Source organism: Tateyamaria pelophila (genome assembly GCF_019966495.1).
Classification (GTDB): domain Bacteria; phylum Pseudomonadota; class Alphaproteobacteria; order Rhodobacterales; family Rhodobacteraceae; genus Tateyamaria; species Tateyamaria pelophila.
Genome location: NZ_JAIMIA010000016.1, coordinates 1 through 15957 on the forward strand (window position 1 = coordinate 1; position 15957 = coordinate 15957).

At 59.6% G+C, this 15957-nt stretch carries 16 protein-coding genes and 1 pseudogene; 7 read left to right on the forward strand and 10 right to left on the reverse strand.

Going from position 1 to position 15957, the window contains the following annotated elements; all coding sequences use genetic code 11:
- Positions 1 to 410 (reverse strand): transposase (locus LC354_RS07445; protein WP_223421634.1); only part of this gene is annotated, 410 nt, incomplete at its 3' end.
- Positions 411 to 714: 304 nt separating this feature from the next.
- A complete protein-coding gene (locus tag LC354_RS07450; protein WP_223422528.1) occupies positions 715 to 1608 on the reverse strand; it encodes a hydrogen peroxide-inducible genes activator in 894 nt (297 codons plus the stop codon).
- Positions 1609 to 1840: 232 nt separating this feature from the next.
- Between LC354_RS07450 and katG the strand changes: the two genes are divergently transcribed.
- Positions 1841 to 4018, forward strand: coding sequence for a catalase/peroxidase HPI (gene katG / locus LC354_RS07455; RefSeq protein WP_223422529.1), 2178 nt, complete (start codon positions 1841 to 1843; stop codon positions 4016 to 4018).
- 55 nt (positions 4019 to 4073) lie between these two features.
- Here the strand turns inward: katG and pcaG are convergent, their stop codons facing one another.
- The 3 genes from pcaG to pcaC are packed head-to-tail and all read right to left on the reverse strand — an operon-like array spanning position 4074 to position 5783.
- On the reverse strand, positions 4074 to 4682 hold the full coding sequence (gene pcaG, locus LC354_RS07460) for a protocatechuate 3,4-dioxygenase subunit alpha (RefSeq protein ID WP_223422531.1): 609 nt from the start codon (positions 4680 to 4682) through the stop codon (positions 4074 to 4076).
- Positions 4682 to 5407, reverse strand: a complete 726-nt coding sequence (pcaH, locus tag LC354_RS07465) for a protocatechuate 3,4-dioxygenase subunit beta (RefSeq protein ID WP_223422532.1) — start codon at positions 5405 to 5407, stop codon at positions 4682 to 4684. Before pcaH ends, pcaG begins: the two co-directional genes overlap by 1 nt.
- A complete protein-coding gene (pcaC, locus tag LC354_RS07470; RefSeq protein ID WP_223422534.1) occupies positions 5400 to 5783 on the reverse strand; it encodes a 4-carboxymuconolactone decarboxylase in 384 nt (127 codons plus the stop codon). The genes pcaH and pcaC overlap by 8 nt, the downstream gene beginning before the upstream one ends.
- Positions 5784 to 5937: 154 nt before the next feature.
- On the opposite strand from pcaC, the gene aspS reads away from it, so the two are divergent.
- The 4 genes from aspS to LC354_RS07490 all read left to right on the forward strand — a co-directional run bounded on the left by aspS (position 5938) and on the right by LC354_RS07490 (position 11233).
- Positions 5938 to 7788: an aspartate--tRNA ligase gene (aspS, locus tag LC354_RS07475; RefSeq protein WP_223422536.1), complete on the forward strand. Its 1851-nt coding sequence runs from the start codon at positions 5938 to 5940 to the stop codon at positions 7786 to 7788.
- A 91-nt stretch (positions 7789 to 7879) separates the two neighbouring features.
- Positions 7880 to 9271 carry a DUF1800 domain-containing protein gene (locus LC354_RS07480; protein WP_317849278.1) on the forward strand — a complete coding sequence of 464 codons (1392 nt, stop codon included), beginning with the start codon at positions 7880 to 7882 and terminating at the stop codon, positions 9269 to 9271.
- 11 nt (positions 9272 to 9282) lie between these two features.
- A complete protein-coding gene (locus LC354_RS07485; RefSeq protein ID WP_223422537.1) occupies positions 9283 to 10455 on the forward strand; it encodes a DUF1501 domain-containing protein in 1173 nt (390 codons plus the stop codon).
- A gap of 52 nt (positions 10456 to 10507) precedes the next feature.
- On the forward strand, positions 10508 to 11233 hold the full coding sequence (locus LC354_RS07490; protein ID WP_223422539.1) for a GNAT family N-acetyltransferase: 726 nt from the start codon (positions 10508 to 10510) through the stop codon (positions 11231 to 11233).
- Between the two features lie 6 nt (positions 11234 to 11239).
- On the opposite strand, the pseudogene LC354_RS07495 reads toward LC354_RS07490, so the two are convergent.
- A pseudogene (locus LC354_RS07495) lies at positions 11240 to 11959 on the reverse strand (response regulator).
- A 129-nt stretch (positions 11960 to 12088) separates the two neighbouring features.
- Between LC354_RS07495 and mce the strand changes: the two are divergent.
- Together mce and LC354_RS07505 are read left to right on the forward strand one after the other, a co-directional pair.
- Entirely contained in the window at positions 12089 to 12493 is a 405-nt protein-coding gene (mce, locus tag LC354_RS07500) for a methylmalonyl-CoA epimerase (protein ID WP_223422551.1), read from the forward strand.
- A gap of 2 nt (positions 12494 to 12495) precedes the next feature.
- Positions 12496 to 12771 (forward strand): DUF1467 family protein, encoded by a 276-nt coding sequence (locus tag LC354_RS07505; protein WP_223422553.1) that lies wholly within the window; start codon positions 12496 to 12498, stop codon positions 12769 to 12771.
- Here LC354_RS07505 and LC354_RS07510 read toward each other — a convergent pair.
- The 4 genes from LC354_RS07510 to LC354_RS07525 form a co-directional block, all read right to left on the reverse strand.
- Positions 12728 to 13447 carry an EI24 domain-containing protein gene (locus LC354_RS07510; protein WP_223422554.1) on the reverse strand — a complete coding sequence of 240 codons (720 nt, stop codon included), beginning with the start codon at positions 13445 to 13447 and terminating at the stop codon, positions 12728 to 12730. The two genes, LC354_RS07505 and LC354_RS07510, sit on opposite strands and share 44 nt — an antisense overlap.
- A complete protein-coding gene (locus LC354_RS07515) occupies positions 13444 to 14022 on the reverse strand; it encodes a nitroreductase family protein (RefSeq protein WP_223422556.1) in 579 nt (192 codons plus the stop codon). Before LC354_RS07515 ends, LC354_RS07510 begins: the two co-directional genes overlap by 4 nt.
- 61 nt (positions 14023 to 14083) lie before the next feature.
- Positions 14084 to 15190 carry a class II histone deacetylase gene (locus LC354_RS07520; protein ID WP_223422558.1) on the reverse strand — a complete coding sequence of 369 codons (1107 nt, stop codon included), beginning with the start codon at positions 15188 to 15190 and terminating at the stop codon, positions 14084 to 14086.
- Between the two features lie 174 nt (positions 15191 to 15364).
- The gene (locus LC354_RS07525; RefSeq protein WP_223422559.1) at positions 15365 to 15859 is read right to left on the reverse strand and encodes a VOC family protein; all 495 of its coding nucleotides are present in this window, start codon (positions 15857 to 15859) and stop codon (positions 15365 to 15367) included.
- Positions 15860 to 15957 lie beyond the last annotated feature (98 nt).

The following is a 15957-nucleotide window of genomic DNA, read 5'->3' on the forward strand; positions in this document are numbered from 1 at the left end:
TCAGACAGAGCCGCCCGGTTCTCTGCGGTCGCCAGTCCCTCGGTCTCGAACCGGCCCATCTGCGACGTGGATGCGGCATGCGCATCGACGGCACGGCCACCGACAACCTGGCGCATCACGGGATCGAGCGCGAGACGGTCGGCGTCATTGACGTCCCCGTATCCTGCCAACCGGCCGTAGACCGATTGCCGAAACAGCCCGTCGAGCCGGTGGATCGTGTTCTTGCCACGGCGATTATCGCACAGGGCAGCAGACGCCAGATTGGACAGACCGAGCGCGTCATCAAGCTCGCGCATCACCAGAAGGCCGCCATCCGAACTGAGCTGAGCGCCCCGGAATTCCAGCCGCACGCGAGGGTCAAAATCCACACGATCTGCCCGCTGCAAGCCCGCACCCTCTGGGTGATCCATGAAACACATCCTCCGCAGCAACCAACGCCATGATATATATAGAAAATATCACGTTCAAGACAGCGAAATCAGAGATCTACTTGGGGAATGCGGGTTGGTATCAGTAATCAAGGCAAACTCGGCAAATCTGTAATGAAATCTGTGGAGCGCGCGTGTTTCGGGGCCGCCGTTTCGCAGGGATTGCATCTTGCGGGTCACAAAACCAGATTTCCAAACACTTCCGGCGTTGGCTGGCAAAGTGTTTGCCCGCTCTGTTTTCGAGCAATTGAACGGCTTCGGGGATGCAACGCGTGCATCGGGTCTGCTATGTCGGCGCGGCACAGGCGCGGACGATGCCCGACAATTGCGTCAGCTGATCTGCCAAAGGATTGCTCTTGCGCCAAACCATGCCCACCGTGCGGGTCGGCCGCGGTTTCTGGAAGCGGGCGATATGAACGGGCGCCGCTTTGGTTTCCACGTCGATCGCCATTTCAGGGATCAGGGTCACGCCGATGCCGGCCCCGACCATTTGAACCAGCGTCGACAACGAGGTTCCATCCAGCCCCTCTCGCGGGCGTGACCCTCCCAAGTTGCAAAAGGAAAGGGTCTGATCCCGAAAGCAATGCCCTTCCTCCAGCAGCAGCAGGCGCATGTCGCGCAGCGCGGCCTGGTCCGGTGCGGGCAAGTCCCTGTCACCTATGGGGCGGATCAAGACGAGGTCTTCGGTAAACAAGTCGATTTCCGTCAGGGACGGATCGGAGATCGGCAAAGCCAGAATGGCCGTATCGATTTTACCCGCCTGCAACTCTGCAATCAGCCGGGATGTGACGGTCTCCCGGATGTGGATATCCAGATCGGGATGTCTGCGGGCAAGATCGGCGATCAGCCTTGGCAGCAGGTAAGGTGCGATCGTTGGAATGATGCCGATGCGCAGACGTCCGCCCAGACCTGCGGTTGCCGCACGCGCCAAATCTCCCAACTCGTCCACCGCGCGCAGGATGGTTTGCGCGCGCTGACCAAACTCTTCTCCGAAAGCGGTAAGACGTACATGCCGCGGGCCGCGCTCGAACAACGCAAGACCAAGGGATATTTCAAGCTCCTTGATCTGGACCGACAGCGCGGGCTGCGAAATCGCACAAGCATCCGCCGCCCGCCCGAAATGCGCCTCGCGGGCAAGGGCTTCGAAATAGCGCAACTGTTTGAGTGTGATGGTATCCATAATCTCAGACTATGAATGTAATCACAAAATGCAACTTAAGTCTATCGCAACACTCTGCTATCTGTTTCGCAATCTGGGGGGACCTACAGCCATTGCGACTCGCAACAAACGCCTTTCGGTTGATCTGAAATCGCAGTTCGCCGAAAAATTTGGACGCAAGTCTAGAATCATTCCAAGTTGGGTGTATGTTCAGACAAGAATATAAATAACGTATAACGGATCGGAGAGAACCATGGACGGAAACGACATTGGCGGTAAATGCCCGGTGATGCACGGCGCGAGCCTTGTAAGTACATTTGGCGGACGTACCAACGAAGACTGGTGGCCAAATGCTCTGAAAGTGGATGTGCTGCACCAGCACGGCAACTCCAACAACCCGATGACCCCTGATTTTGATTATCGTGAGGCGGTCAAGGGGCTTGATGTTGAAGCGCTGAAGGCGGACCTGCATGCGCTGATGACCGAAAGCCAGCCGTGGTGGCCTGCGGACTGGGGCCATTATGGTGGCCTGATGATTCGTCTGGCGTGGCACGCGGCGGGCACGTACCGCACCTATGACGGACGCGGCGGCGGATCGACGGGCAACCAGCGTTTTGCCCCGCTGAACTCGTGGCCGGACAATGCGAGCCTGGACAAGGCCCGCCGCCTGCTGTGGCCGATCAAGAAGAAGTACGGCAATGCGATCTCTTGGGCTGACCTGATGCTGTTGTCCGGCAACATTGCTTACGAATCGATGGGTCTGAAGACCTTTGGGTTCGGCTTTGGCCGTGCCGACATCTGGGCGCCCGAGACCGATATCAACTGGGGCGAGGAAGACGAGTGGCTTGCGCCGTCGGAGAACCGCTACAACGACCTCGACGACACGTCGACCATGACAGAGTCCCTGGCTGCTACCCATATGGGCCTGATCTACGTGAACCCCGAAGGTGTGAACGGCATTCCGGACCCGGCCAGAACGGCTTTGCATGTCCGTGAGACCTTTGCTCGTATGGCGATGAACGACGACGAAACGGCCGCATTGACGGCTGGTGGTCACACCGTTGGCAAGGCCCACGGCAATGGCGATGCTACGGCGCTGGGCGCCGAGCCGGAGAGCGCGGGCCTTGAGGCGCAGGGCTTTGGTTGGGCCAATCCGGATCAGACGGACAAGGCAAGCTCGCTGATGACATCCGGGATCGAAGGGGCGTGGACGACCGAGCCGACCAAGTTCGACATGGGTTATTTCAAGCTGCTGTTCGGATATGAGTGGCAACTGACCAAATCGCCCGCCGGTGCCCACCAGTGGGAGCCAATCGACATCAAGGAAGAGGACATGCCGGTTGATGCGTCCGATCCGTCGGTGCGCCGGATGCCGATGATGACGGATGCGGACATGGCGATGAAGGTTGATCCGATCTATCGCGGGATCTGCGAAAAGTTCATGGCGGACGAGGCCTATTTCCGCGACACCTTTGCACGGGCGTGGTTCAAGCTGACCCACCGCGACATGGGGCCGAAGGTCAACTATATCGGGCCAGACGTGCCGGCCGAAGACCTGCTGTGGCAGGATCCGGTTCCTGCGGGCAGCACCGACTACGATGTCGCTGCGGTCAAGGCCAAGATTGCGGCTGCGGGCCTCAGCCAGTCCGACATGATCGCGACCGCCTGGGACAGTGCCCGGACGTTCCGAGCTTCGGACAAACGGGGCGGGGCCAATGGGGCCCGTCTGCGTCTTGCTCCGCAGCGTGGATGGGACGGCAACGAGCCTGAGCGTTTGGATGCTGTTCTGGCCAAGCTGGAGCCGATCGCGGCTGAAACCGGTGCATCCGTGGCCGATGTGATCGTGCTGGCGGGCGACATGGGTGTCGAAGCGGCAGCGAAGGCTGCTGGGTTTGACATTGAAGTGCCCTTTAGCCCGGGACGTGGTGATGCGACGGACGAGATGACGGATGTCGACAGCTTTGACGTGCTCGAGCCTACTTCGGACGGGTTCCGCAATTGGCACTCTGACAGTGCCAACAAAAGCCGCGAGGACATGTTCCTGGACCGCGCGCAATTGCTGGGCCTGAGCGGTCCGGAAATGACCGTGCTGCTGGGCGGCATGCGGGTGCTGGGTACCAATCACGGTGGAACGGCCCACGGCGTGTTCACCGACCGGGTGGGGCAGTTGACGCAGGACTTCTTTGTCACGCTGACTGACATGGCGTATGTGTGGAAGCCCGGCCCGGACGGGATCTACGAGATCTGCGACCGCGCCACGGGTGACACCAAGTTCACTGCGACCAGCGCGGACCTTGTGTTCGGTTCAAACTCGATCCTGCGGGCCTATGCCGAAGTGTACGCGCAGAACGACAATGCCGAAAAGATGGTTGCCGATTTCGTCGCCGCGTGGACGAAAGTGATGAACGCCGACCGTTTCGACCTCGTCTGAGCCGACACCGTTTCGTAACCTGAAAAACGCGGGTCAGGTGGCCCGCGTTTTTTATTCACACATCGAAAAAGATGGTTTCGTTCGCCCCCTGAAGGTGAATATCAAACTGAAAACGGTGCGGCCCGGTTTGTTTGGCGATCAGCGTCTGTACCCGGTTTTGATGTTCGATCCGTGTCAGCCAGGGGTCGCTTTCCAGTGTGGGATCATCAGGGAAATACATGCGCGTCTGCAAGCCGATGTTGATGCCACGGGCGACAATCCAGAAGCTGATATGGGCAGACATCATGCGCCCGTCCGGAAAGGGCACAGCGCCGGGCCTGATTGTCTCGAACGACCAAAGGCCGGTTGCACTGTCCCCGGCCGTCCGACCCCAGCCGGTAAAATTCGGATCGCCGGCGCCACGCGGATCGCCTGCGGCGTAGATGCCATTGGCATCCGCTTGCCAGATCTCGATCAGGGCATCACGCAGCGGCGTGCCTGTCCCGTCAAAAACGGTGCCTGACACACTAATCCGTTCCCCTTTGACCCCATCCTGCACCATCGGGCTGCCCAGATCGCTGTCATATACCCCTGATACGCCCGCAAAATTCGGGACGCAGCCGATGTGGACGTAAGGACCGGCGGTCTGCGATGGGCTTTCCTTGAGGTGGTCAAGCTTTTGCATCAGTTTCCCTCCATCCGGTTTTCAAACAGGGTTGAGCGCCGTCCTCGCAATACAATATCGAACTTGTAGGCGCGTGCATCCATCGGAACGGTGTTGTTCATGTCCAATGGCGCGATCAGTTGTTCGACCGCCGCCGTGTCTGTGATCGTTGCCACAATCGGGCATGTCCAGATCAGAGGGTCACCCTCGAAATACATCTGCGTGATCAGCCGCTGGCCAAAGCTGGGTCCAAAGACGGAAAAATGGATATGCGCTGGCCGCCAGTCATTCACCCCGTTGGGCCAGGGATAGGCCCCCGGTTTCACCGTCCGTAAACGATAGCCCCCCTGATCGTCGGTGATCGTACGTCCACAGCCGCCGAAGTTCGGATCCAGCGGCGCGAGATAGCCCTCTTTCTTGTGGCGATACCGGCCACCCGCGTTGGCCTGCCAGAACTCCAGCAAGGCACCGGGCACCCCGCGTCCGTTTTCATCGAGCACACGGCCATGTACAATCGTACGCTGTCCTATGGCCATTTCTCCCGGTTGGGCAAAGTTCAGGATCAGATCGTTGTCCAACGGGCCCAGAATATCATGCCCAAAAACCGGCCCGGTTTCCTCGCTCAGGGTGGTGTTCATCGACAAAAGCGCCCGCTGCGGAGATCGAACGACGCTGGTTTTATAATCGGGCGTCAGGCCCTTGGGTTGCCAATTTCGATCCCGGTGGAACAATGCGCCGTCACTCATTTTCGCACTCCATCTCTGCATAGGTCTGCTTGGCCAGTTTCAGTGCATGGTTCGCGCGCGGGACGCCTGCGTAGATCGCCACGTGCTGAAAGGCCTCTGCCACATCCGTCGGCGTTGCCCCGGTGCGCGCCGTGGCGCGGATGTGCATTGGAATTTCCTCGAAATTCCCGGTCGCGGCCAACAGCGCCAAAGTCAGCATGGACCGCTCTCGCAAGCTGATCGCGTCACTGGCCCAGACGGTGCCCCACGCCCCTTCGGTGATCAATTGCTGAAACGGCTCATCCAGTGGTGTGCACGCAGCAGCGGCGCGGTCCACATGGGCATCGCCCAGGACTTTGCGGCGTATGGCGTCCCCTTTCGCGGCCTTGTCTGTCATCTGCACCTCCCTTTTGGAAATTCATAACATGGCAAGGCGGGTTCGTATATCGCGGCCAAATCCCCTTTGTTGCCTTGACTTTCCCGGTCGTGAACTGTGTATCTGCGCCGATATTCGAACCGGGCTGGCCCCGGGCCATGATAGGGATAAACACATGCATGCTTACCGTTCTCACACCTGCGCTGCGCTGACATCGGCCAATGTGGGCGAAACCGTTCGCTTGTCGGGCTGGGTGCACCGCGTGCGCGACCACGGCGGCGTGCTGTTTATCGACCTGCGGGATCACTACGGCATGACGCAAGTGCTGTGCGATGCCGACAGCCCGGTATTTGCCGACGTGGAAAAGTTGCGCAGCGAGTGGTGCATTCGCATCGATGGCACGGTCAAGGCGCGCGACGCGAGCCTGATCAACACCAAGCTGCCCACCGGAGAGATTGAAGTATACGTCCGCGACCTCGAAGTGCTCGGCCCCGCCGGAGAACTGCCCCTGATGGTGTTCGGCGATCAGGAATACCCTGAGGAAACCCGCCTGACTTACCGTTATCTCGATCTGCGCCGCGAAAAGATGCAAGCCAACATGAAGCTGCGGTCAGACGTTGTGTCGTCGATCCGCAAGCGCATGTGGGATCAGGACTTTCGTGAGTACCAGACGCCGATCATCACCGCGTCCTCGCCCGAAGGCGCGCGCGATTTCCTGGTGCCGTCACGGCTGCATCCGGGCAAGTTCTATGCCCTGCCGCAGGCCCCGCAACAGTTCAAACAACTGCTCATGGTGTCGGGCTTTGACAAATATTTCCAGATCGCGCCCTGTTTCCGCGACGAAGATCCGCGGGCGGACCGCTCGCCTACAGATTTTTACCAGCTCGACCTTGAGATGAGCTTTGTTACCCAGCAGGATGTGTTCGATACGATCCAGCCGGTGCTGACGGGCGTTTTCGAAGAATTCGGTGGCGGCAAGGCTGTCGATGCAGAGTGGCCGCAGATCAGTTACCGCGATGCGGCCCTTTGGTATGGATCGGACAAGCCCGACCTGCGCAACCCGATCAAGATGCAGGTCGTGAGCGAGCATTTCGCAGGCTCCGGCTTTGCCATCTTTGCCAAGCTGCTGGAACAGGACGGCACCGAGATCCGCGCCATTCCCGCGCCCAAAGGCGGCAGCCGCAAGTTCTGTGACCGGATGAACGCCTATGCCCAGAAAGAGGGTTTGCCCGGGATGGGGTATATTTTCTGGCGCGAAAAGACGGCTGATGCCGTCGCTCAGGAAATGGGTATTCCGGTGAAAGAGGCGCAAGCCAAACTGAAGTCCGGTGAAGTCGCAGGCGGCATGGAAGCCGCAGGGCCACTGGCCAAGAACATCGGCCCCGAGCGCACCGAAGCGATCCGCCAGCAACTGGGTTTGGGTATCGGCGATGCGGCCTTCTTTCTCGGCGGCAAACCGAAAGCGTTCGAGGCTATCGCCGGTCGTGCGCGCAACGTAATCGGCGAAGAGTTGGGTCTTACGGAGCAAGATCGGTTTGCCTTTGCCTGGATCGTCGATTTCCCGATCTACGAAGCAGATGCGGAAACCGGCAAGATCGACTTTGAGCACAATCCGTTTTCCATGCCGCAAGGTGGGATGGACGCGCTGCAAGGTGATCCGCTCGAGGTGTTGGGCTATCAATACGATCTGGCCTGCAACGGTTATGAGCTGGTGTCCGGCGCGATCCGGAACCACCGCCCCGAGATCATGTTCAAGGCCTTCGAGATTGCCGGCTATGACGAAGCCGAGGTGCGCAAGCGGTTCGGTGGCATGGTCAACGCGTTTCAATACGGCGCACCACCGCACGGCGGCTGCGCTGCGGGGATCGACCGGATCGTCATGCTGCTCGCCGGAGAGCAGAATATCCGCGAGGTCATCCTGTTCCCGATGAACCAACGGGCCGAAGATCAGATGATGGATGCCCCCTCCGAGCCCACCAGCGATCAGCTGATGGAATTGGGATTGCGCGTCATTCCGCAGGACTAGGCAAACGCTTGCCGAATTGTGAACGTGGGTCGGTGCAAAATGCGCCGACCCACATTATATTTCAGTCAGACGTAACGGGTGAGCGTGCGCTGTGCTGAAATTTGATCCTCAATTGGCAGAAATCCGGTTTGGATACGGGCTTTCCCCTCTGGTGCCCGGCCCCGCCAGCCCGAAAGCCATGCTTGATGGGCTGCGCGGCCCGGACGAGATTGTCGAGCAATTCCCGATCGAGCCGTTCACCGAGTTTCAAAACCGCATGGTGGCGGCGCAGAAACAAGGCGTGATCAGACGGAAGAAGCGCGGGACGCCAGAGGCGGAGGCCGCAAAGAAACAACGCAATCTGTTGAACAAAGACGCGCGAATCGCGATGCATAAATGGCTGGGTCAAACGATGCTGCGACGGGCCCATACCAAAACGGCCTTTCGTGAGCGCCTTGTCGCGTTCTGGGCGGATCACTTCACCGCACTGGGCAAGAGCGGCGTCGTGCGCCGGGCGACGTCCCCCTATATCGAGGACGCCATACGCCCGCACATCTCAGGTCGCTTTGGGGATCTGTTGCAAGCGGCCGTGATGCACCCGCTGATGTTGAGTTATCTGGATCAAACACAGTCCATGGGGCCGCTCAGTGAACGTGCCCGGAAAATGGGACCCAGGCAGACCCCCGGCCTGAATGAAAACCTGGCCCGTGAAGTGATGGAATTGCACACGCTTGGCGTTGGTGGCCCTTATTCGCAACAGGACGTCACGCAACTGGCCGAGCTTTTCACCGGCATGACCTTTCAACCGAAAAACGGGTTCAAGTTTCGCAAAGACTTTGTAGAACCCGGCGCTGAAACGATTTTGGGCAAAAGCTATCCGGATGCCTACAACGTGGCCCCGGTCCGCGACGTGCTGAACGATCTGGCAGCGCATCCCGCCACGATGCGGCACATTGCGCGAAAGCTCGCGGTGCATTTTGTGTCTGATTCCCCGGATGAGGATCTGGTGCGCCAGATCGAAAAGACCTTTGAGGCCAGCGACGGCGATCTGATGTCCGTCTATGAGGTGCTCATAGGTCATCCGTCTTCCTGGGATCCGGAACTGGTCAATTACAAGCCACCGATCGATTTCATTTCGTCTGCGGTTCGTGCATTGGGCGTGCCTGCATCCGGTTTTGAAGGGCTAAAGGACAAAGACTATTATCAAATCTTTATCAATCGACTGGTCGAAATGGGTCAGCCGTGGGAGCGGCCACCCGGTCCGGACGGTTGGCCCGAAGAGGATCAATACTGGATCACCCCTCAGGGTCTGGCAACGCGCGTGCAATGGGCCATGGGCATCCCTATTCGACTTGTTCCAGCACTTCCCGATCCACGTGAATTTGCAGTGTCCGCGCTCGGGGATCACGCAAACGAGACGGTGCGGTTCGCGGCCTCGGCCGCGGAAAGCAAACGCGAAGGGATTGGCCTCGTGTTGATGTCACCCCAATTTCAACGCCGGTAAGGAGCCTGCCCATGTCATCTTCCTTGTCTCGCCGTGATTTCCTTTTGCGTTCGGGCTTTATCGGATGCTCGTTGGCGGCCAGCCCCTTGGTGACGCCCGTCAGCTTTGCCCAGACACCGTGGGACAATCGATTGGTTGTGATCATTTTGCGCGGCGGCATGGACGGTCTGGACGTGGTGCAACCTTATGGCGATCCGGCGTTGCGCGGCTTGCGCACGACCTTGTCCGGAGGGCCGGAAAACGGTGCGCTGGATCTGGATGGGTATTTTGCGATGCACCCCGGCCTCGCGCCCCTGATGCCGATGTGGCAGGCCGGGCAACTGAGCTTTGTGCACGCGGTCTCGACGCCCTATCGCAACAAGCGCAGCCATTTCGACGGTCAGGATCTGCTGGAAGCGGGCACGAACGACCTCAACGGTGCTCGGGACGGTTGGCTGAATCGGATGCTGCTATCGGTACCGGGCGTCCACGCGCGGACGGCCTATGCCATCGGGCGCGGCGACATGCAGGTATTGCGGGGGGCGGCGGAGGTTGCCAATTGGGCGCCGGGCGCCGACTTGCGGCTGAGCCCGCAGGCGGTGCGCCTTATGGAGTTGATCACGGAGTCTGATCCGGCCATGCATGCGGCCCTCGCCGAGGCGCAATTGCTGTCTGAAGCGGATTTAGGGCGCTCTGAGAACGGCACACCGGGTCATGTCCAGATTGCCGAGTTCGCCGCCGCGCAATTGTCGAACGACGCTCGGATCGCGGCCTTTAGCCTGAACGGATGGGACACGCATCGAAATCAGAGCCGCGGATTGCCGCGTGCTCTCGGCCAACTCTCCGACACACTTCTGACCCTCAAGGACAAGATGCGCGGGGACACGTGGAAGAAAACCGCCGTAGTCGCGATGACGGAATTTGGCCGGACCGCGCGGCAGAACGGAACGCAGGGCACCGATCATGGAACGGGCGGGCTCATGGTGCTGGCCGGGGGTGCCATTCGGGGCGGGCGCGTGGTTGGCGACTGGCCCGGTTTGGGCGAAGGTGCTCTATATCAGGACCGTGATGTCATGCCGACGGGTGATGTGCGGGCGCACGCGGCTTGGGTCATGCAGGGCCTGACAGGGTTGGATCGTGCGACCATCGAAGGGTCGATCTTTCCGGGGGTCGAGATGGGTCCCAATCCCGGTTTGCTGTTATAGGGCGATCTCAAAACTGCTTGGCCTTGCGGTGCTGTGCGCCTAACGTCCTGTCATGACCTCAGTCTACGAAGTGAATGCAAAGCCTGTTGTGAACTGGACGCCGCCGCCGGTCCCCGATGCCGTGCAGGTTCTGACGGGACGATATTGCAGGCTCGAACCGCTTGTCGCCGAACATCACGCCGCTCTGCTGTATCAGTTTTTTGCCGGGCATGACCACGTTTGGGATTACATGCCATACGGGCCGTTCTCGTCGTCTTCGAAATATCACCGTTGGGTTCGTGAAACCGAAGCCGACCCTGATGTGCAGTTCTATGCCGTCAAAAACTGTGACACCGGTGCATTCGAGGGCGTCGCCAGCTATCTTCGCATCGCGCCGCAGGCGGGCAGTATCGAGGTGGGTCACATCAATTTCAGTCCGGCCTTGCAACGGACCCGCGCGGCGACCGAGGCGATTTACCTGATGATGGCTTGGGCATTCGAGACGGGCTACCGCCGCTTTGAATGGAAATGTGATGCACTTAACACAGGATCTCGGCGTGCCGCGCAACGCTTTGGCCTGAGCTACGAAGGCATTTTCCGGCAGGCGACTGTCGTGAAGGGCCGCAATCGGGACACCGCGTGGTTCGCCGCCATTGATTCCGAATGGCCCGCGCTGAAAGAAGCGTTTGGCGCGTGGCTTGCACCGTCGAACTTCGACGCTACAGGAAGGCAGGTCGAAAGCCTTAGGGACCTTACGCAGTTGGTGCGTGTGGCGGATGATCCTGCGCTGACCGGCTGAGCGGGGTCAGATCGCGATCTTTTCTGCCAGCCGTTCCTGAACCAGTCCGGCCACAGTCGCGAGCTCGGATGCGGCAGACCCCCCGCGCGCCCGTTAGGCGGCCAAAGCATCAGAGGCCATGATCAGGGCGTTGTCGTCCGCGCTTCGCGCCACTCCGCCCAGAAACTGAGCGATGTAATCCAGCGTGCGGATGTCTGTCGCGCTCTCCAACACATCTGCCACATGCGCCATGTCGTCACGATAGGCGATTGGGTCTGGTTGGACGACGTCCTGAACCACGGCGCGTGGGCCTCTTGGGCGCCGATCCGCGGGGAGATTTGAAACAATACGATCCTGAAAAATGGCCAATGCGGTAACGGGTTTTGCGAGAAACCCGTCTGCCCCGGCGGCCATCGCAGCGGCCTCGCCAGTGTCGTCACCGGAGGTGCCGAGGATGACCTCGGGTCTTGGGCTCGCCTGGGCGAGCTCTCGTATCAGATCCGTACCACTGCCATCCGGCAGGCCAAGGTCGATGATGGCCACACTCGGGCGATAGACCTGTAGATGTCTGCGCGCTGACCGCAGCGTATCGGCGCGTCTTATGCGCGCACCGCTGCGCAAACATAGCAGTCGCATCGCTTCGCACGCATAGCGGCTGTCTTCGATCACCAGCACTGTGAGGCCCAACAAGGGGCGCATTGCAGTGGGCGCGGGGTAATTTGGTTTGAACGGGTCTGTCGAATCCATCACATCCTCCTACTTGTGGCGCACCCCAATCGTTACGCGCGGATGGATAACAGGGCGTTAACGCGTCCTCTTGCACGTGCCATTCACCTTGGCGATAAGGGCGCAACGCCCATGAAAAGGAGCCTGACCATGATCGGACGACTGAACCACGTGGCCATTGCCGTGCCCGACCTCGACGCCGCTGCCGCCCAGTATCGCGGTGCTTTGGGGGCGACGGTCGGCGCGCCTCAAGACGAACCTGATCACGGGGTCACTGTGATCTTTATCGAATTGCCTAATACCAAGATCGAATTGCTGTATCCTTTGGGGGACAACAGCCCGATCAACGGATTTCTGGAAAAGAATCCGTCGGGCGGTATTCATCACATCTGCTACGAAGTCGACGACATCATCGCCGCGCGCGATCATCTGCAAGCCTCTGGCGCACGCGTGCTGGGCACCGGAGAGCCCAAGATCGGTGCCCATGGCAAACCCGTTCTGTTCCTGCATCCCAAGGATTTCAACGGCTGTCTTGTCGAGTTGGAGCAGGTGTAGCAATGGGCATTACCTCAGCCCTCGTGCTCTATGCCGTGATCTGGTGGATGTGTTTCCTGATTTCGCTGCCGATCAAGGTGCAGACTCAGGGCGATCTGGGACAGATCGAACCGGGCACACATGCGGGTGCGCCTCAGGTGCATAACCTCAAGCGCAAGGCGTGGATCGTAACGGCGGTGGCAGCCGTACTCTGGGTTATCATCGCGGGGATCATCCTGTCTGGCTGGATCAGTCTCAGCGATATGAACTGGTTTGACCGCGCTCTGCCGCCCCTGTGAGCTTGTGAAAAATATGGGTGAACGTGGCCGCCCCGATGATCGGAATCAGCAAGTTGATCAGCGGGACCGAGAGCGGAATGGCCATCAGCGTGCCTGCCAGCCAGATGGTGCCGGAATTGGCCTTGCGTAGGTCTTTCGCCTCACTTCGGCTCATCCTGCGCATGGCGGCAAGGGTAAAGTATTCCCGCCCGAGCAAGAGTCCGTTCAGCGCCCAGAATATGAATAGGGCCGCTGGCGGGAACAAGACATACAGGATCAAAGCCAAAAGGTTGGCCACCACCAGCACACCAAGAAAGTTGAGCGTATCAACCACGGCGTCGCCAAAGGGCACGTTATGGGCGGGCGGTAAATTGGGATAATGTTTGTCTTCGACGGCCTGCGCCACTTCATCGAGGAACATGGATGTAATGGCCGATGCGACTGGCATCATCAAAAAGATCGACAAACCAAAGAATAAAAAGAACGACCCCCAACTGACGATATCGTCGAGCCAAGTGACTTCGCCCACCCATGGGATCGTGGTGCTGTCGGCGGTCAAGGTACCAATGAGCCAGACAAATCCGGTTGTCGCCCCGATCAGCAGGGCAATGGTCAGCGCGATCCCGCGCAGCAGAACGCCGCGAAAACGTGGATCGCCGATCTGGCCCAACGCCGCGAAGAACGACGTGAGGATCATGTTTCGACCCAGTCTGTGATGGCCTTCAGATCGGGGCGCGGCCGTTCCGGGGGCGCGTTGGTTTCGGTGGCAATATGGACAAAGCCCGCGATACGTTCGTGATCCGCAAGACCGAGCGCTGCGGTCATGAACCCACGGTCATGGCTGGGCCATCCGCTGAGCCAGTTGGCGCCCCATCCTGCGGCAAGTGCGGCGTTGAGCAAGGCCAGGCAAACGGCGCCTGCGGAATAGGACTGTTCTATGGCCGGGATCTTTTCGGATGGCTTCTGAACTTCGATCACGGCCACGGCAAGCAGCCCCTGATCAAACTGCGCACGCCCTTTCGTGATCTGTTCGGCATCAAGGCCGAGAGCCGCGCCGCGTGCCGCCGCCGTTTCGGCGAGGCGCGGCATGGCCCCTTTTTCGATAACCACAAACCGCCAGGGCTCAAGTTTGCCATGATCGGGCGTACGTGCCGCAGCCGTCAATAACGGTTCCAACTCGGCGCGGGTGGGCGCAGGGCCTGACAGCGTCTTGGCCGGGCGCGAGCGCCGTGAGAGCATGAATGCGAGCGCTTCGGGGTTCGGTGTGGGCATATGTTACGCCTTTTTACATATCTCCCCCCATGTCGGGGGATCGAGGTTTGAATACAAGGGGTCAGAGCCCTAAAATTTGGGCCATGCGATCGATTTCGCCCTTCAGAAACGCATCAAAGCGGGGACCGGGCTGGCGCACCTCAAAGGTCTTTTCAAACGGATCGGGGGCCGTGATGGCGCTGCCGGACAAGGCTTCGATCGCCGCGTGACCGCAAAATGGCACGTAAGGTTCGGAATAGCCGCCTTCGTGGACAAGGACCAGTTTGCCGTCGCACAGGCGCGCGGCGAGGTCTTTGATCTTTGACGTCATCTGGCGGAAGGTGTCGGCGGTGGCCAGCATGCGCCCCATTGGATCAATGGCACTGGCGTCATAGCCGCAGGCCACGATGATCAAGTCGGGTTTGAAGGTGTCGATGGCCGGGATTGCGACACGATCGATGGCGTGCAGATAGGCACTGTGCCCCGTACCCGCAGGCAGTGGCAAATTGATGTTGAGCCCATCGCCCGGTCCCTTGCCACGGTCCGCCAAATCGCCCGTATCAAGCGGATAGTTCCCGTCCTGATGAAAGGAAATCGCCAGGACGTCGTCGCGGTCATAGTAGATCGCTTCGGTTCCGTTGCCGTGATGCACGTCCCAATCCAACACCGCGACCTTCAGATCCGGGCGTGTGGCCTGGGCGGCTTCGATCGCGATCGCGATATTGGCGAGCAGGCAGAACCCGTTGGGAAAATCAGGCAGGCAATGGTGACCGGGCGGGCGGCTGAGCGCATAGGCGTTGGCATGTGTGCCGTCCAGCACCGCCTCGACGGCGGCGACCGCCAAACCGGCGGACAGGGTGCACAGTTCGTAGCCACCCGCGGCGAAGGGCGTGCGACGGCCCAACTCTCCGCCACCTGAATCCGACAGGGATTTGAATTCTTTCAGATAATAGTCGGGATGGATGCGCAGCAACTGTTCGTAAGTCGCGGGTGGGGCCGAGGACACGGCAAGGTCGTGCATCAAGCCGGTGACATCCATCAGGTTCTTGAGACGGCGCTTTGTTTCAGGATTTTCTGGCAATCCCCCTGCGGCGAGGGGCTGGACCAATCCGCCGATGGGCAGCGTGTACGTATAATTGCCGCCTGCATGCCAGAACGTCCGTTCATCCCAATAAAAACCTGTGCTCATCATCTGCCCTTTCGTTTCGTCTACCAAAGCGGTTTTGACAGGCGGGTGCAACGTGATGCGGCGCGACGGCTGCGATTTTTTGAGGTCTCAAAACATTGGTCAAATGGTGTCCTGCATCAGAGCTTTGATCCGGCAAATAGCCGCGACGCCGTTGTCAAAGCGTGAGGTGCGGGATCACTGCGTCGACAACGCTTCCGCCAAAAGTGTCGGAACATCCAGCGGCACATTCACCATCGCAAGGGTGCCATCGGCATTGCGCGGCCAGTCCTTGGCGTCATGATCACAGTAAAGCTCCACACCGTTTCCATCCGGATCGCGAAAGTAAACCGCTTCGGACACCCCATGATCTGCGGCCCCGTCAAGCGGGGTGCCGTGATCCAGAACCCGCTGCAACGCCGCACCAAGGGACGCACGGTCAGGAAACAGAAACGCACTGTGATAGAGGCCCGGCGCCCGCTCCAGGGCGGGGCCTGCATCTTTGGAATGCCACGTGTTCAGGCCAATGTGATGATGATAGTCTCCCGCCGCCAGAAACGCCGCTTGATCGCCGTAGCGTTGGGTGAGGGAAAAACCAAGCACGTCGCCGTAAAAATGAATCGCACGCTCAAGGTCGGAAACCTTGAGGTGAATATGACCAACGCGGGTTTCAGCGGGCACTTTGGCGCTCATCTGTTTTTCCTTCTCACAGAATGTCGTTCCAAAATGCAGTGTGTTGAAGTCAACGCAAATGCATATAAGCGCGCAGTGATCGTGCAAATATGTCGTCA

Bases quoted from the DNA above. Each gene is read 5' to 3' on its own strand.
- LC354_RS07450 (WP_223422528.1), bottom strand. From the start codon at position 1,608: ATGGATACCATCACACTCAAACAGTTGCGCTATTTCGAAGCCCTTGCC.
- katG (WP_223422529.1), top strand. From the start codon at position 1,841: ATGGACGGAAACGACATTGGCGGTAAATGCCCGGTGATGCACGGCGCG.
- pcaG (WP_223422531.1), bottom strand. From the start codon at position 4,682: ATGCAAAAGCTTGACCACCTCAAGGAAAGCCCATCGCAGACCGCCGGT.
- pcaH (WP_223422532.1), bottom strand. From the start codon at position 5,407: ATGAGTGACGGCGCATTGTTCCACCGGGATCGAAATTGGCAACCCAAG.
- pcaC (WP_223422534.1), bottom strand. From the start codon at position 5,783: ATGACAGACAAGGCCGCGAAAGGGGACGCCATACGCCGCAAAGTCCTG.
- aspS (WP_223422536.1), top strand. From the start codon at position 5,938: ATGCATGCTTACCGTTCTCACACCTGCGCTGCGCTGACATCGGCCAAT.
- LC354_RS07485 (WP_223422537.1), top strand. From the start codon at position 9,283: ATGTCATCTTCCTTGTCTCGCCGTGATTTCCTTTTGCGTTCGGGCTTT.
- LC354_RS07490 (WP_223422539.1), top strand. From the start codon at position 10,508: ATGACCTCAGTCTACGAAGTGAATGCAAAGCCTGTTGTGAACTGGACG.
- mce (WP_223422551.1), top strand. From the start codon at position 12,089: ATGATCGGACGACTGAACCACGTGGCCATTGCCGTGCCCGACCTCGAC.
- LC354_RS07505 (WP_223422553.1), top strand. From the start codon at position 12,496: ATGGGCATTACCTCAGCCCTCGTGCTCTATGCCGTGATCTGGTGGATG.
- LC354_RS07510 (WP_223422554.1), bottom strand. From the start codon at position 13,447: ATGATCCTCACGTCGTTCTTCGCGGCGTTGGGCCAGATCGGCGATCCA.
- LC354_RS07515 (WP_223422556.1), bottom strand. From the start codon at position 14,022: ATGCCCACACCGAACCCCGAAGCGCTCGCATTCATGCTCTCACGGCGC.
- LC354_RS07520 (WP_223422558.1), bottom strand. From the start codon at position 15,190: ATGAGCACAGGTTTTTATTGGGATGAACGGACGTTCTGGCATGCAGGC.
- LC354_RS07525 (WP_223422559.1), bottom strand. From the start codon at position 15,859: ATGAGCGCCAAAGTGCCCGCTGAAACCCGCGTTGGTCATATTCACCTC.